This window comes from Xenorhabdus sp. SGI 60 (assembly GCF_056632175.1).
In genome coordinates this window covers 3,326,604-3,340,974 of record NZ_CP196860.1, presented here as the reverse complement: position 1 = coordinate 3,340,974, position 14,371 = coordinate 3,326,604, and the positions used below count along the sequence as shown (strand labels likewise).

Annotated in this window: 13 protein-coding genes; 3 read left to right on the top strand and 10 right to left on the bottom strand. The window is 44.7% G+C overall.

The features are described from left to right. Window positions 1-238: 238 nt before the first annotated feature. From ybaK to copA, 3 genes are all read right to left on the bottom strand, one after another. Window positions 239-715 (bottom strand): Cys-tRNA(Pro)/Cys-tRNA(Cys) deacylase YbaK, encoded by a 477-nt coding sequence (gene ybaK / locus ACSJJG_RS15820; protein ID WP_481089851.1) that lies wholly within the window; start codon window positions 713-715, stop codon window positions 239-241. A 75-nt stretch (window positions 716-790) separates the two neighbouring features. Beyond that, complete coding sequence (locus ACSJJG_RS15815) at window positions 791-1,603, bottom strand: TraB/GumN family protein (protein ID WP_481089850.1); 813 nt, start codon at window positions 1,601-1,603, stop codon at window positions 791-793. 141 nt (window positions 1,604-1,744) lie between these two features. Next, window positions 1,745-4,513 (bottom strand): copper-exporting P-type ATPase CopA, encoded by a 2,769-nt coding sequence (gene copA / locus ACSJJG_RS15810; protein ID WP_481089849.1) that lies wholly within the window; start codon window positions 4,511-4,513, stop codon window positions 1,745-1,747. A 79-nt stretch (window positions 4,514-4,592) separates the two neighbouring features. Here copA and cueR point away from each other — a divergent pair, with 79 nt between their 5' ends. Then, the gene (cueR, locus tag ACSJJG_RS15805) at window positions 4,593-4,997 is read left to right on the top strand and encodes a Cu(I)-responsive transcriptional regulator (RefSeq protein ID WP_481089848.1); all 405 of its coding nucleotides are present in this window, start codon (window positions 4,593-4,595) and stop codon (window positions 4,995-4,997) included. On the opposite strand, the gene ACSJJG_RS15800 is transcribed toward cueR, so the two are convergent. The 5 genes from ACSJJG_RS15800 to tesA form a co-directional block, all read right to left on the bottom strand. Continuing rightward, window positions 4,988-5,449: an NfeD family protein gene (locus ACSJJG_RS15800; RefSeq protein ID WP_481089847.1), complete on the bottom strand. Its 462-nt coding sequence runs from the start codon at window positions 5,447-5,449 to the stop codon at window positions 4,988-4,990. The genes cueR and ACSJJG_RS15800 overlap by 10 nt on opposite strands. Window positions 5,450-5,467: 18 nt before the next feature. Continuing rightward, window positions 5,468-6,397 (bottom strand): SPFH domain-containing protein, encoded by a 930-nt coding sequence (locus ACSJJG_RS15795; protein WP_481089846.1) that lies wholly within the window; start codon window positions 6,395-6,397, stop codon window positions 5,468-5,470. A 48-nt stretch (window positions 6,398-6,445) separates the two neighbouring features. Continuing rightward, on the bottom strand, window positions 6,446-7,324 hold the full coding sequence (locus tag ACSJJG_RS15790; RefSeq protein WP_481089845.1) for a tetratricopeptide repeat protein: 879 nt from the start codon (window positions 7,322-7,324) through the stop codon (window positions 6,446-6,448). A gap of 71 nt (window positions 7,325-7,395) precedes the next feature. Continuing rightward, entirely contained in the window at window positions 7,396-8,175 is a 780-nt protein-coding gene (locus ACSJJG_RS15785; RefSeq protein ID WP_481089844.1) for an SDR family oxidoreductase, read from the bottom strand. 67 nt (window positions 8,176-8,242) lie between these two features. After that, window positions 8,243-8,875, bottom strand: coding sequence for a multifunctional acyl-CoA thioesterase I/protease I/lysophospholipase L1 (tesA, locus tag ACSJJG_RS15780; protein WP_481090453.1), 633 nt, complete (start codon window positions 8,873-8,875; stop codon window positions 8,243-8,245). On the opposite strand from tesA, the gene ybbA reads away from it, so the two are divergent. Further along, a complete protein-coding gene (gene ybbA, locus ACSJJG_RS15775) occupies window positions 8,846-9,532 on the top strand; it encodes a putative ABC transporter ATP-binding protein YbbA (protein ID WP_481089843.1) in 687 nt (228 codons plus the stop codon). The two genes, tesA and ybbA, sit on opposite strands and share 30 nt — an antisense overlap. After that, window positions 9,529-11,961 (top strand): putative ABC transporter permease subunit YbbP, encoded by a 2,433-nt coding sequence (gene ybbP / locus ACSJJG_RS15770; protein WP_481089842.1) that lies wholly within the window; start codon window positions 9,529-9,531, stop codon window positions 11,959-11,961. The genes ybbA and ybbP overlap by 4 nt, the downstream gene beginning before the upstream one ends. 125 nt (window positions 11,962-12,086) lie before the next feature. Here ybbP and ACSJJG_RS15765 read toward each other — a convergent pair whose 3' ends face one another. Together ACSJJG_RS15765 and ACSJJG_RS15760 are read right to left on the bottom strand one after the other, a co-directional pair. Then, window positions 12,087-13,364 carry an MFS transporter gene (locus tag ACSJJG_RS15765; RefSeq protein ID WP_481089841.1) on the bottom strand — a complete coding sequence of 426 codons (1,278 nt, stop codon included), beginning with the start codon at window positions 13,362-13,364 and terminating at the stop codon, window positions 12,087-12,089. A 54-nt stretch (window positions 13,365-13,418) separates the two neighbouring features. Beyond that, a complete protein-coding gene (locus ACSJJG_RS15760) occupies window positions 13,419-14,207 on the bottom strand; it encodes an outer membrane protein OmpK (protein WP_481089840.1) in 789 nt (262 codons plus the stop codon). Between the last annotated feature and the right edge of the window lie 164 nt (window positions 14,208-14,371).

Below are 14,371 nucleotides of genomic sequence, written 5' to 3'. Positions count from 1 at the left end.
CATAAAAAGACCATCAGCAGGACAGATGGTCTTTTACTTATTATCAATAAGGAATGTTATGCATAATCTATCATAGGAACGCTTGAAGCTGAATAATAATTTAATTATTAACTAACAGGGTAATTAATGATTTTTGCACTGTGAGGAAAGTATATCGACATTATTGTTTATCACAAGGCCCTGTTTTAGAGAAAACAGAGCCAGCTCGAAAAAATTCAGCGAGAATTGCAATAAATTTTCAAATTTTAGCAATATCAGCAAATGAACAATTAAGTAATTGGCATAAGTCTATGGGGGACAATTCAATATCTAAGCCACGTTTACCACCAGAGATAAACAGGGTTGGCAAGGTTTGCGCCTGGCTGTCAATCACGGTAGGTAGACGTTTTTTCTGTCCCAACGGGCTAATGCCACCTACTAAATAACCCGTTACTTTTTGTGCCAGTTGGGGATCGGCCATATCTGCCTTTTTGGCCTTGAAAACTTTAGCCACTTTTTTCAAATCGAGTTGTCCAGAGACCGGCGTAACGGCGACAGCGAGATTTTTAGGATCACCATTCAATGAGACCAACAGTGTCTTAAAAACCTGATTAGCATCTAAACCGAGTTTTTTCACCACTTCATCACCAAAATTATGTTCATTGACATCGTGGTCATAAGAATGAAGTTTGAAATTAATTTTTTGTTTTTCCAGCAAGATAACAGCGGGGGTCATATTTTTTCCTATAACGATCAATTTATAACTGCTTATCCGTAATGATTAGTTTTCAGAATGAAACAGATGAAGTTGCTATGTTTGTGGTTTTGCCAGCATATGTCGTAAGTTGTTCTCGCCGTGGAGGTGTAAGGCGCCTACTGCAACCAAATATTTTCCTGCTGGTAAACCATGTAATTGCTCACTCCACTGATGGTTGCGTTCAGCCATTAGGGTTTGATAAATCTCTTCGCAGAATGTCATTGGTATTACCTGATTTTGTTTCTCAGGTTTGTAATTCATCCACCAGCTAATCATAGTCTGTAAAGCACGGGCATTGGTATGCCAATGGGTGATGGTATCTTCCAGTAGAGAGATCCCACCATTTGGCAAATTGGTGAGAAGGTTAACTTGTGCATCAGTGCCTTCCAACTCAATGATGGGTTTATTGGTAGCTTTTGCACAGTTCAGTAATTGACAATCGATACCATATTGAGGTTGTAACCCCAAATATTGGGCTTGGGCAGCCTGTAATATCAATGCGACTTGCCACGATGGCAATGGATCCAGCAACGTGACAGGATGTTGGATTTCTCGGCAATAGTGTTGTAAACAGGCAAAATGTTCGGGTGATAAACGTTGTGATAGTTTGGGCTGTTCAGGAAACTTTTCCTTGAAAGGGGAATTGACCTGAGTGATATCTGCCTCGACAATCAGCGCATCCGCTTGCTCTAGCTGTTCCAACAATACTTCAGAAAGTGGATACATGTTTTTAGTACCCATATGAATGCTGCCAACAATATGTAATTGTTTGTTATTATTTAAATTGATGTCAAAAGCAGGATAAGGGTAATGCCGTTGGGAATTGAATCCCAATATTTTACTGAAATATGTCATTAATTTTCCCATATTGCATACTCCAATAGCTGGCATTGGGCGGTATGCTAACCTGTTAATCGCCAACAAGAAAGAGGGAAAAGTGCGGGATGAAAAGCTAAACGAAATATGTTTAGCTTTTCATGGGAAAAATAAAATTTCCTGAATATTAGGTCAGGATTTAGGCTTGAAGCGCAATAAGCGATTGGCATTACTAACAACAGTAATAGAAGACAATGCCATGGCCGCACCTGCAACGACAGGGTTTAGTAAGGTGCCAGTGAAAGGGAATAAAATACCGGCGGCGATTGGAATACCCAATGTATTGTAGACAAAGGCACCAAATAGGTTTTGTTTCATATTGCGCAATGTACCACGGGATAATTCAACTGCATCAGCAACCCCGTGCAGGCTATGGCGCATCAGGGTCATTGTTGCGGTTTCTATGGCGATATCACTACCGCTTCCCATTGCGATGCCGACATCCGCTTGCGCTAATGCAGGGGCGTCATTTATGCCATCGCCGACCATTGCTACTTTTCTGCCTTCGGATTGCAACGACTGAATGGCTGCGGCTTTGCCATCAGGTAAAACACCGGCAATCACCTGATCAATACCCGCTTCTTGGGCGATAGCATTCGCTGTGGTGGGATTATCCCCCGTCAGCATGACCAAACGATAGCCTTGGTGATGTAAGCGTTGCAGGGCAAAAACAGTGTCCTGCCGCAAGGGATCACGAATAGAAAACAAGGCAGCGATTTTGCCATTGACTGACAGAATAACAGGCGTGATGCCTTTTTCTGCTTGTGCTGCCACTAATGGCTTTAATTCTGTGGTTTCAATCTGATGCTGTTCAAGTAATTTTTGGTTACCCAATAGCAGAGTAATATCGCCGACTTCCCCTTTAACACCCAATCCCGCTAAGGTACGGAATGCTTGTACTTCGGGTAATTTTTGTCTCTCAACCTTCAGTAAAATAGCTTTTGCCAAAGGGTGATTAGAGCCATTTTCCAATGCACTGGCCCATAGTAACACTTGCTCTTCGGTGAAACCATTAAAGGTGTGGATCTCTGTGACTTGCGGCATACCTTCAGTTAAGGTGCCCGTTTTGTCGAAGACAATCGTATCCAGTTGGCTGGCATGTTGCAGGGCATCAGCATCACGCACCAATACACCTAATTCGGCTGCCCGTCCGACCCCTGAGATGATGGACATGGGGGTTGCCAGCCCAAGCGCGCAAGGACAGGCGATAATCAAAACGGTTGTCATGATGACCAGAGCGTACATGATTTGTGGGGCAGGGCCGATAAAAAACCAAATCGCGCTGGCAATCAGGGCGATAGCAACAACAACAGGCACGAATATTGAAGATATTTTATCTGCCAATTGGCCGATTTCAGGTTTGCTGCTTTGTGCCTGACGAACTAATTTGATAATGCGTGCTAAGGTTGTTTGGCTACCAACCGCATTGGCTTTAAACAGTACCGTACCATCTTGAACTACAGTGCCGGCATGGACGGTATCGCCAGTTGTTTTCTGCTGAGGGATAGGTTCACCTGTCAGCATGGCTTCATCCAGCCAAACTGTACCCTGAGTAATTTCACCATCAACCGGAACACGATCTCCTGTTGTCAGGCGCAGTACCATATTGGGCATAACATCGGCCAGTGACACTGTTTTTTCACCTCCACAGGTAACTACCCGCGCTGTTGGTGGTGTTAGATCTAATAATCGCTCAAGTGCCTTGGAAGAACGTTGACGGGCACGTTGTTCCAAGGCATGGCCAAGATTGATCAAACCAATGATCATGGCACTGGCTTCATAATAAAGATGGCGGGCTTGGGGTGGAAAAATTTCTGGCCACAAATTGACGCTCATTGAATAGAGCCACGCTACGCCAGTACCCAAAGCTACGAGGGTATCCATTGTCGCACTGCCATTTTTTAGACTTTGCCACGCGTTACGATAAAAATGCCCGCCTGCAAATATCATTACAACCAGCGTCATCAAACCAATAGTTAGCCAAATGGCGTGGTTTGCTGGTGTGAGTATCATATTGTCGCCTATCATACCCCATACCATGACAGGCACCCCAACTACTAACGCAAGGGCCGATTGCCAGCGAAAGCGGCGCATATTAGCTTGCGTTACTTGTTGCTGGCGTTCACGGCGTTCTGTTTCATCCTGAATGATTTCCGCCCCATAACCGGCCTTGATGACTGCTTCAACTAAGGCATTTGGTGATGCATGGCCTGTGACCAATGCGCTTCTTTCCGCGAGATTGACTCTGGCATGTTCCACGCCATTAACGGATTGCAGGGCTTTTTGTACTTTGCTGACACAGCTTGCACAGCTCATGCCATCCAGCAGGAGCTGAATACTGTCGCTATTACTATTTTTAGCACTCTTAGCACTCGCATTATTTTTGTTGTTGTACTCAACCGAAACTGTTTCTACCGGAGTCGAAGATATTGCCGCTGCCAAAGACTCCGAAATCTGTGGAATATGTATTGCCAGCGGCTCAGTTTTTGGGCAATCGGCTTCCGTGGCTAATTTAGCGTTATATCCGGCTTGTTCGACTGCATGAATTAAAGCACTGTTCTCTGCTTTACCGTAGATTTTTGCTGTTTGGGTATCAACTTCTGTGGCGATAACACCTTCTACTGTTTCCAATGCCTTTTGTGTCTTATTTGCACATTTCATGCAGCTTAAACCTGACAGGCGCAATACAACATCGGGCCGGGTGGCAACAGTGGCTTGATAATCTTCGGCAACAATAGCGGCAATCAATTCATCAGATGAAACGTTACTGATAATTTTGGCATAATTGAGGTTCACATCCGTCAGCTCAACGCCGGGTATTTTTTCCAACGCTTTTTTGACCCGGCCGACACAATGCATACAAGTCAGGCCTTGAAGTGCGAGAATGGTGGTTGTGGACATAACAATATCTCCTGATACAGAGTGATATACTTATCATTAAGGCTAAACCTTCCTGCAAGGGGAAGGTCAAGGGGAAATAATGAATATCAGTGAAATTGCCCGTAAGACCGGTTTAACCCGCAAAGCGATTCGGTTTTATGAAGAAAAAGATCTCATTACTGCACCGGAGCGGGGAGATAATGGCTATCGTCATTACCAGAAAAGGCACATTGACGAACTGATGCTTTTGCGTCAGGCGAAAGAGGTCGGATTTACGTTGGAGGAGTGTCGCGAATTGCTGCGATTATTTCGCAATCCTCACCGTCACAGTGCCGATGTAAAAATGGCGACCCTGCAAAAAGTGGCGGAAATAGAAAAAACGGTGTTGGAATTGCAAAAGATAAAGGAAAAATTACTGGTATTGGTGGCTGAATGCCCGGGAAATGATGGGGCTGATTGTCCCATCATTGAGCATTTATCTGGCTGCTGTCAGCATCACGGTTGATGGGGAACCGGTCTCACCTTTAATGTGATTCCGTCAACGGCGATGACTTCAATTTCGGTATTGGCCGGAAGTTCTCGGTCACAATGAACGCGCCAACTGCCATCGGCCAGTTTGACTCGCCCAAAACCATTTTCGGTATCCGTGGTTAAACGGGTCCGCATGCCAATCAATTGGTGGTTTTTCTGATTGAGCGTCTTATCACTAGCCTGGCGTGGGCGATGGCGTAGCCAGCTACGCCATGCAATAACAGAAAGCAAGGTCAAGACAGCAAACAGAGTACCTTGCAATTCCCAGCCCATATTAGGGAAAATCCATGTGATCAGGGCAACAACAACGGCTGCGGTTCCTGTCCACAACAGATATCCTCCCGTTCCCAGCAATTCTGCAATCAGAAGCAGGCCACCAAAACAGAGCCAGAACCAAGCTGGTTGAGCGGCGATCTGTTCAATCATAACAATTATCCTGTATGGCTATTTATCCTGTTTGCTCTTCTTGCTTTCGGAAATTAATTCAGCAATACCACCAATGGCTCCCATCAAATTACTGGCTTCCAGTGGCATCATAATCACTTTGCTGTTATTTGAGGCACCAATGTTGGTGAGGGCATCGGTATATTTTTGGGCAACAAAGTAGTTAATTGCCTGCATATCACCATTAGCAATCGCGTCAGAAACCATTTTGGTTGCACGCGCTTCTGCTTCGGCGGCACGTTCACGAGCTTCCGCTTGCAGGAAGGCTGACTGGCGTTCACCCTCTGCTTTCAGGATTTGCGACTGTTTTTCCCCTTCCGCTTTCAAAATGGCTGCCTGACGAATACCTTCCGCCTCAAGAATATCTGCACGTTTGGTACGTTCTGCTTTCATTTGGGCGTTCATCGCGGAGATCAACTCCTTAGGTGGACGCACATCGCGGATCTCAATCCGCGTGATTTTGACACCCCACGGGTTAGTCGCTTCATCGACGATTGCCAGCAATCGGCTGTTGATGGAATCGCGTTGGGACAGCATTTCATCCAGTTCCATTGAACCCAGCACGGTACGGAAGTTAGTCATGGTCAGGTTGATGATGGACAGTTCCAGATTGCTGACTTCATAGGCAGCCCGTACGGGATCGACGACCTGAATAAAGCAGACGGCATCAATAGTGACATTGGCATTATCACGAGAAATAATTTCCTGCGATGGGATATCCAGAACCTGTTCCATCATATTGATTTTACGGCCGATACGATCAACAAATGGCATGATAATGTGCAGGCCTGGTGTTAATGTACGGGTATAACGTCCAAAGCGCTCAACAGTCCATTGATAGCCTTGTGGAACGGTTTTGACACAGGTAAAGACGATAGCAACCGCAATAACGATTAAAATCGGTACAGCACCAAAAGAGAGTAAATCCATAACAATTCCCTTACTTAGCTAATTATGGAATATATAAAATTTCTTTACTTAATAGAGTAAAGAGTATACATGACGACGGTATTTAGATGCCAGAGTATCTCCGGTGCCCAGTGCAGAAAGAATATCCATCATCGTCTTTTTCACTGCACCCTCGGCAGCAGAAAGATCCTTTTTCAGAAAACTAAATAGCAATTCCAGAGCTTCTTCATTACGGCCAACTTCGTGTAATTTGGCAGCCAGTTGTACGGCTAATTCTGCATTCTCTGATTGAATTGCCAACTCTTGTTGTAGTTGTCGAATCTCAGGGGAATCAGCCGCCTCTTGTTGGGACTTAAGGTATTCAAGTAACTCATTATAGTGTTCATCTTGTGCTTCTGATGACACGGAATCCAGTATTTTTTGGGCCTCTTCAAGATGATTGAGTGAAAGATTCACTTGGGCTAGCAATAAGGTAATCTCTGTATCTTGCGGATTTTCTTGATGGATTTCTTTTAGTAAAAGCAGTGCCTCCTGCTCTTTACCTTCTGCAAGTAGTTCGTCAACTTGCTCTAAGGGTGATTTTGCCATTTGGGGGAGGAAAGTGGCAAAAATCTTTCTGATGGCTTCATCTGTCTGGATACCCTCAAAACCCTGAACAGGGCGAGCTTCTTTTACGAACAGTACGGTAGGCAAGCTACGCACACCAAATTGTGCAGCGATGTGTGAAAGTTGGTCACAATTGACTTTAGCCAGGGCAAATTGCCCGGCATATTCATGGGCTATTTTATCAAGCGTGGTTTCTAATTCATGGCAATGCAGGTCCTGTGAAGACCAGAAGTAGAATACGACAAGCTGGGTGAGAGAGTGCTGAACAACCTGGGTAATATTCGATTCATCAATATTAATGATATGGGCAGTATTGTTGTTTGTATTCACGGTTGGTTCCATGGGATTTTTCTCTGAGTCGTTGTAAGGTGATTACATGAATAAATAAGACTTGTTTGTCCGTTTTTCAATGTCTATTTACTTTGCCAGCGCAAGATTCTATCGAGCCATCGCTCAGGGAGTAGACGGCGCATTACTTTTACTGCATGAGTCAATAACGTAACCGAATAGCGTAATTTCGGGTTGGCGCTTTCCAGCGCATGAATCAGTTTAGAGACGACATCCTCAGGCATCAACGTAAAACGACGAGCAAGGCCTGGATTCTCAACCGGATGATCCTGCTGTGTTTGGTTGATATTGTGCGTAAAACGGGAATGGATTGGGCCAGGCTCTATCAGGCTGACTTTAATATCGGTTTTAGCCAATTCGCCACGTAAGGCATCCGACCAGGCTTCAAGAGCATATTTACTGGCAGCATATGCGCCACGGCCAGGTGTCGAAATCAATCCCATCACAGAACTGGTCTGAACAATCCGCCCTGCGCCATAAGCGCGTATAGCGGGCAATAACAGGCACGTCAGTTGGTGGGTGCCAAAGAAATTGGTGGAAAACTGTTTTTCCATCTGTTCGCGGGAGATACTTTCCAATGGACCGTAAACACCAAATCCCCCGTTATTGAATAGCCCGAACAGACGACCGTTGGTTAATTCGATCACTTCTTTGGCGGCGCGCTCTACGCTCTCTTTATCATCTAAATCCAATTCGATGGGTTCGAACCCCAACTCATGCATATGGGCCAAATCAGAGGGTTTGCGGCAAGCTGCGAGTACGCGGTAACCACGTTGGTGGAGGGTTTTGGCCGCGATTAACCCAATCCCGCTAGAACACCCAGTAATAAAAATGGCTTTTTGCATAACTTTACCTGTTTACCTGCATCAATTTATGGAAATAAATGATTTACTATTAAGAAATATTTTTTACTTAAGGAGAGTTGATATATGTCGACAATGTGTTGGACATCCAATCAGCAATAAAGGGTTGTGCAGCTTGATTGGGGTGTAGCCCGTCATCTTGCATCCATTCTGGTTTGATAGCAACGTGCTCCATGAAAAATGGCAGCAGAGGAATTTGATTGCGTTCAGCAAGTGTGGGATAAATTTTGGCAAAGGATTCGGTATATCGCTTTCCATAATTAGGTGAAATGCGGATTTGCATTAATAACGGTTGTGCGCCGGTTTGTTTGATCAAATGAATGCTCTGTTGCAAATCCTGTTCTATGTTTTGAATGGGAAAACCACGCAGTCCATCATTAGCACCAAGCTCTATCAAAACCCATTTTGGATTGTGCTGTTTCAATAACTCAGGCAAACGTTCAAGCCCTTGCGCAACAGTATTGCCACTAATACTGCCGTTAATAATGACGGTTTTTTTGCCCGTTTGTTGCCACTGTTTTACCATCAGTGCGGGCCATGATTGCTCAACTGGTAAACGATATCCCGCACTAAGGCTATCACCTAATATAAGCAGGGTATCTGCCGCCGCTGCTCTGGCACTGCATAGCACCAACAATAAAAGGAAAAATACATGGCTGTAGAAAGTATTCTTGAAGTTCATCATCTCACTAAACATGTCGGTCAAGGGGAACAGGTAATTAATATATTGCAAGGTATTGAGTTGGTTGTCGAGCCAGCACAGACAATTGCATTAATTGGCGAATCAGGATCAGGTAAATCAACACTTCTGGGCATTATTGCCGGATTGGATGATGGTAGTGGAGGCGAAGTTCATCTATTGGGGCAAAATATCAGTCGCATGAATGAAGAGCAGCGCGCGCAGTTAAGGGCAGAAAATGTAGGTTTTGTTTTTCAGTCATTTATGTTGATCCCCACCCTGAATGCATTGGAGAATGTCCAGCTTCCGGCACTATTGCGTGGCGAATCGGAAAACCAAAGCCGTGAACAAGCTATTGAACTACTCGAACAGTTAGGGTTAGGAAAACGCCTGAAACACATGCCTGCCCAGCTTTCTGGAGGAGAACAGCAGCGAGTGGCTTTGGCACGGGCATTTTGTACCCGCCCCAAAATTCTGTTTGCTGATGAGCCAACCGGTAATCTTGATCGCCAGACAGGTGATCGCATCGTCGACCTGCTGTTTTCTCTTAATCATGATTACGCCACTACTTTGATATTAGTGACGCACGACAGCCAGCTTGCAGCGCGTTGCCAACGTCGCTTACGTCTGGTGGACGGAAAATTACGGGAGGAAGCATGATCTGGCGCTGGTTTTGGCGTGAATGGCGCACACCTTCTCTCTTGATTGTTTGGTTATCTCTGACGTTGGCAGTGGCTTGTGTACTGGCATTAGGGCGTATCAGTGATCGTATTGATCAAAGTGTGCATTATCAAAGTCGTGATTTTCTGGCGGGTGATCTGGTTTTAAGGGCTTCGTATCCCGTTGATGAAACCTGGTTGCAAAGGGCACAGGCGCAGGGTTTGACCTTGAGTCGGCAAATTTCATTTTCGACGATGACGTATGCGGGAGATATTCCGCAACTGGCTCAGGTGAAAGCCGCAGATGAGCGTTATCCTCTGTATGGCGAACTGGAAACCCATCCACATGGGTTAACACCAGAAAAAGGTTCAGTGCTGGTAGTCCCACGATTGTTGGCACTATTGGGCGTTAAAGTCGGGGATAATATTGATGTGGGAGATACCACATTGAAGATTAGCGGCGAATTGCTGCAAGAGCCTGACAGCGGTTTCAATCCCTTCCAGATTTCTCCCCGAATTTTAATCAATATTGATGATGCTCAGTTAACAGGGGCGATTCAACCCGGTAGCCGCCTGACTTACCGTTATATGTTTGCGGGTTCTCCTGCCGCCATCCAATCATTCCAGCAATTTGTTGAGCCGCAACTAAAAGCGGATCAACGCTGGCTGACATTGAAACAGGATAATGGCGTCATGGCTCAATCCATCGAACGTGCCCAGCAATTTTTACTGCTGTCAGCTTTGTTGACATTACTCCTCGCTGTTGCTGCGATGGCAGTTTCGATGGCGCATTATTGCCGCAGCCGGCATAACCTGATAGCTATCCTGAAAACACTGGGAGCAGGGCGTTGGGCCTTGCGTCAATGGATCATTGGACAATGGCTGGTGATATTACTTGCCGCCATAGTAGTCGGCTCCATTTTAGGGTTGGCTTTTGAATCTGCATTGATTCGGATCCTGGCAGAAATGTTACCTAAGATGTTACCGGCGGCGGGCATGTGGCCGTGGGTATGGGCGATAGCCGCTCTGTTTGGTATTGCCGTGTTGGTAGGTATTCGCCCTTATCGTCAACTTATGGCTACCCAGCCTTCACGGGTATTGAGAAGTGATGTGACGGCATCCATCTGGCCATTACGTTATTATTTACCGGCGGTGGCATTAATGATAACGGGAGGACTGGTATTACTGGCAGGCACTAAGCCGTTGTTATGGTCGCTGTTAGCGGGAGTGCCGATTGTTGCGTTGTTTTTGGCGTTATTGGGATGGGGCGGATTATGGCTACTGCGCCGTGTGACGTTCCGTCAGTTAAGCCTGCGTCTGGCGGTCAATCGGTTACTGTGTCGGCCATTTCAGACCATGACCCAATTAGCGGCATTTTCCCTGTCATTTATGTTGTTGGCTTTGCTGATTATGGCAAGGGGAGATTTATTGAACCAATGGCAACAGCAATTACCGCCGGATAGCCCTAATTATTTCCTGATTAACATGACCCAACCACAAACTGCTCAAGTCAATGACTTATTGGATAAATATCAGGTGAAACCGACCGATTTTTATCCAGTGGTATTGGCACGTTTGACGGAAGTGAACGGGCAATCTGCGCTGGAATGGGCGGATAAAAAACAGCCTAATAGTACTACCGTGCGTCGCGAACTGAACTTAACATGGAAAGCAGAACTGCCGCCGTTTAATACCCTGATTGCGGGAACGTGGCCGCCAAAACTGAACGAAGTTTCTATGGAGCAAAGCGTCGCTGAACGGTTACAAATAAATCTGGGAGATAGACTCACATTCACCGGAGATACCCGAACGTTTCATGCCACGGTCAGCAGTATTCGTAAGGTGGATTGGGAGAGCATAAACCCGAACTTCATTTTTATTTTCGCCAAAGAGACATTGGAAAATCAGCCCGGAATGTGGTTAACCAGCTTTCATTATGAAGGAGATGGAAAACTGTTAACGGAAATTAACCGCCATTTCCCAACCATCAGTATGTTGGATATTGGTTCGATACTCAAACAAGTACAAGGCATCTTGCAGCAAGTTAGCAAGGCATTGGAAATAATGGTTGTTTTGGTGATGATTTGTGGCGGTTTGCTGTTATTGGCACAAATTCAGGTCGGTATGAGCCAACGACAACTTGAATTGGTGGTATATCGCACGTTAGGGGCGAGCAAAAAACTTTTGCGTCATACATTATGGAGTGAATTTGCCCTGCTAGGTTTTATGGCGGGTTTAGCGGCAGCATTTGGTGCAGAAGTTGCACTTTGGTTGTTACAGACTCAGGTCTTTGATTTCCCGTGGCAGCCACAATGGCAGATGTGGTTTCTGCTTCCCATCATCAGTAGCTTACTGCTTTCACTATGCGGTGGCTGGTTGGGCGTTAGATTATTACGGAGGCAAGGGCAATATCGACGTTTGACTGAATAATTCCCATCTCTTTGATAAACCTCGTTGGAATTCAAACGAGGTTTATCAGCAATCTGACCGGATATTATCAGACAAATTCTTCTCTTAATTTCCTTGTTTGTACGTTATTTCAATTCATTTTTACCTTATTCAGTAAATTTGGTGCTTTCAACCGCGTGTTTTCTCATTTTATGAGCAGGTGGTTTCATCATTAATGTTACGACAAGAACAACAAATACGGGAATGGCAATAATCAAGAATGCAGCGGTAAAACTGCCTGAATAATCTTTGATGGCACCGGCAAAAAAAGGTGCCAGACAAGCCAGAGTGGATATCAGGTTCATGATAGAAAACAGTTCCAGATAAGGCTTGCGGCCAAAGTAGTTAGCCAGCAATACACTGGATGCAAGGAAGGTCATGCCATATCCCATTCCGACACACAGTGTGAACGCAATCAAGAACGGCCATGATGAGGCGATACTCAGTGCAATCAAACCAAGTATAATAATGGACAGACTGATAATCAGTAACTTTTTCGGTTCTACCCATTCCCCAACTGCACCGCCAGCTAATCGGGAAAATGCATTGATAAAAGCCATTGTACTCAGTAACCCTGCGGCGATAGCTTCGCTGAAACCATTTTCGATAATATGAGCAACCGCAAAACTGTTGACGGTAATGCCACACCATAAAAATGCGGTGTAAGTTGCAGCAATCATATAGAACTGCCATGTCCGCAGTGCTTGATGTGCAGTCCAACGTTGCTTGGTACGATAAATGCTGGGAGTATCCTGATTGTTATGTTTCTGGTTTACGGCCTTGGCGTGGGCGATTTCCCGTTTACCTTCCTGAAGAATAATAATCGTCAGGATAACGAAAATGGAGAGGATAATAGCGGAAATCATCCAATGCATTCGCCAGGTTCCCCAAATACGGGTCGCCAGAAAGTAGATCCACGGGCCAATTACCCCACCTAGTCCCCCTATCGTGAAATAGAAACCAAAAGCAAGGGATTGTTTCTCATATAGCCGTGAAATCACATAAGTACCCGGCACGGTTGCCAGAAAAGTAAAACCGATACCCATTAAAGCCGTACCGATAAAATAGGATGAAATAGCGTATGTATGATAAAGGTTGTAGAAACCCGCCAGAAAAATCAGCAGGCCGATAAACAGGGTAAAACGAACGCCAATTTTACGAATAAATACCGTTGGCAGAAAACTGGACAGCCCGCAAGTCAGGCCAAGCAGTGTGAACCCTAACCCTGCATTTGTCCAACTCCAGCCCAGTTCATTAATCATACTTGGCAGGACAACACCCAATGACGTAAAGGTTGTTGCTGTGGATAGAAAATAGACCATGCCTAAAAGTATCAGCAAAAACCACTGATAAGTACGTCCGAATTTGTCGTGTTGAATGGACATTGTGACTCCATCAAGGATGTAAACGATTAAAAGCGGCACTATTTTATGTGTTTATTAGAAAAAGCTGTATCGAATAAACACGCCATAACTAAATTGATCCGTGCGAAAGCCAGACGTATCTTTTATTTTGTACTTATTTTTGACAGGATTCACGACAACCCCAGTCCACAGATGACCGGTTTGATAGCCTAATTTTTTGCCTAAGTCATAATGCAATTCGGGCTTAAAATCGATCATTTCAGGGTTATCACCTAACCCTAGTGTATAATCGAACGTTCCCACGATACGGAAATCTCCCAATCGATTCCTGAAAGGAATGCCATAATCGATATGGATACGCTGATCGTTCCAGCTTCCCTTAGCATTATTTTCAAAATAAAAGATAGTGCGCAGCCAACTGAACCCGCCTATTTGCCAATCAAAGCTGATACCGGGGAAATAGTCGTATTTTACGTTTTTGGTTTTGGCTATCCATTGGGTAAACAGGACATCTTTTAATGGGCCATAGGAAAGATCATACCCTGTGATTTTGCTAGCACTGAGCCTTGGCACAAATTTATAGTAATAGGTGCTTTTATCACCTTGGTAGTCGTGTTGCAGCGAATTTTGCCAAATACTGTAAACATACATATCGCCAATTTTGTAATCACCAAACGCTTCCACAATCGGAGAAAGGGTTTTTTGAGGAGCAACCTTATTCTCAAATTGGAAGTAAAGGCTGGTGTCAATGGATTGAAAATTGACGAAGTCACTTGCCTGGGCGTACTTGACGATGGATAACAATAAGACAGGAGATAAAACCATCCTGGCTGTATAGTTTTTGGGGTTGTTGGTAAATCGCAAGTGATTTCTCCTTTCACATTTATGACTTGGCTATGGATAGTAGCATCCTCTTAACAAGGTAATTTTGTCAAAAAAGATTCTCCTTAGAAAACGGAAATAAATTAAAAATATTTTTCATATCACCAGTAAAATAAATTGTTTTTAGAGTATAGTTTTTTAAATTT

Excerpts from the sequence above, each read along its gene's own strand:
- copA (WP_481089849.1), bottom strand. The coding sequence starts at position 4,513 with ATGTCCACAACCACCATTCTCGCACTTCAAGGCCTGACTTGTATGCAT.
- ACSJJG_RS15815 (WP_481089850.1), bottom strand. The coding sequence starts at position 1,603 with ATGGGAAAATTAATGACATATTTCAGTAAAATATTGGGATTCAATTCC.
- ACSJJG_RS15800 (WP_481089847.1), bottom strand. The coding sequence starts at position 5,449 with ATGATTGAACAGATCGCCGCTCAACCAGCTTGGTTCTGGCTCTGTTTT.
- ybbA (WP_481089843.1), top strand. The coding sequence starts at position 8,846 with ATGGCTGTAGAAAGTATTCTTGAAGTTCATCATCTCACTAAACATGTC.
- ybbP (WP_481089842.1), top strand. The coding sequence starts at position 9,529 with ATGATCTGGCGCTGGTTTTGGCGTGAATGGCGCACACCTTCTCTCTTG.
- ACSJJG_RS15765 (WP_481089841.1), bottom strand. The coding sequence starts at position 13,364 with ATGTCCATTCAACACGACAAATTCGGACGTACTTATCAGTGGTTTTTG.
- cueR (WP_481089848.1), top strand. The coding sequence starts at position 4,593 with ATGAATATCAGTGAAATTGCCCGTAAGACCGGTTTAACCCGCAAAGCG.
- ACSJJG_RS15785 (WP_481089844.1), bottom strand. The coding sequence starts at position 8,175 with ATGCAAAAAGCCATTTTTATTACTGGGTGTTCTAGCGGGATTGGGTTA.
- ACSJJG_RS15795 (WP_481089846.1), bottom strand. The coding sequence starts at position 6,397 with ATGGATTTACTCTCTTTTGGTGCTGTACCGATTTTAATCGTTATTGCG.
- ybaK (WP_481089851.1), bottom strand. The coding sequence starts at position 715 with ATGACCCCCGCTGTTATCTTGCTGGAAAAACAAAAAATTAATTTCAAA.
- tesA (WP_481090453.1), bottom strand. The coding sequence starts at position 8,875 with ATGAACTTCAAGAATACTTTCTACAGCCATGTATTTTTCCTTTTATTG.
- ACSJJG_RS15790 (WP_481089845.1), bottom strand. The coding sequence starts at position 7,324 with ATGGAACCAACCGTGAATACAAACAACAATACTGCCCATATCATTAAT.